Source organism: Anoxybacillus sp. LAT27, assembly GCF_022030075.1.
Taxonomy (GTDB): Bacteria; Bacillota; Bacilli; order Bacillales; family Anoxybacillaceae; genus Anoxybacillus; species Anoxybacillus kestanbolensis.
In genome coordinates this window covers 1-271 of sequence record NZ_JAIWYK010000174.1, presented here as the reverse complement: position 1 = coordinate 271, position 271 = coordinate 1, and the positions used below count along the sequence as shown (strand labels likewise).

Below are 271 nucleotides of genomic sequence, written 5' to 3'. Positions count from 1 at the left end.
CAACGTCCGCAGTTCATCTTTCAGTTTGGTGACATCGGTGTAAATGGTGGGCGACATGAGTTCCATAAACACTTCAGCTGCGTCTTCCGCCTGATTGAGCTGGATGTGCAAAATGACGCGCATTAAAATTTGCGCCATGATGCTGTCCATCCGCCCGGTCATACCCCAGTCGATGATGACCGCCTTTTTCGTCCGCTTGTCGATCATAATGTTGGAGCCGTGGGCATCCGCATGGTAGTGACCATCAAGCATCGTTTGCACGTAATGATGG

Annotated in this window: 1 protein-coding gene; it reads right to left on the bottom strand. The window is 50.9% G+C overall.

What is annotated here, in order from left to right; translation table 11 throughout:
- The coding region (locus LD028_RS09010) for an AarF/UbiB family protein (protein WP_237811616.1) at positions 1–271 on the bottom strand (271 nt) is incomplete at both ends.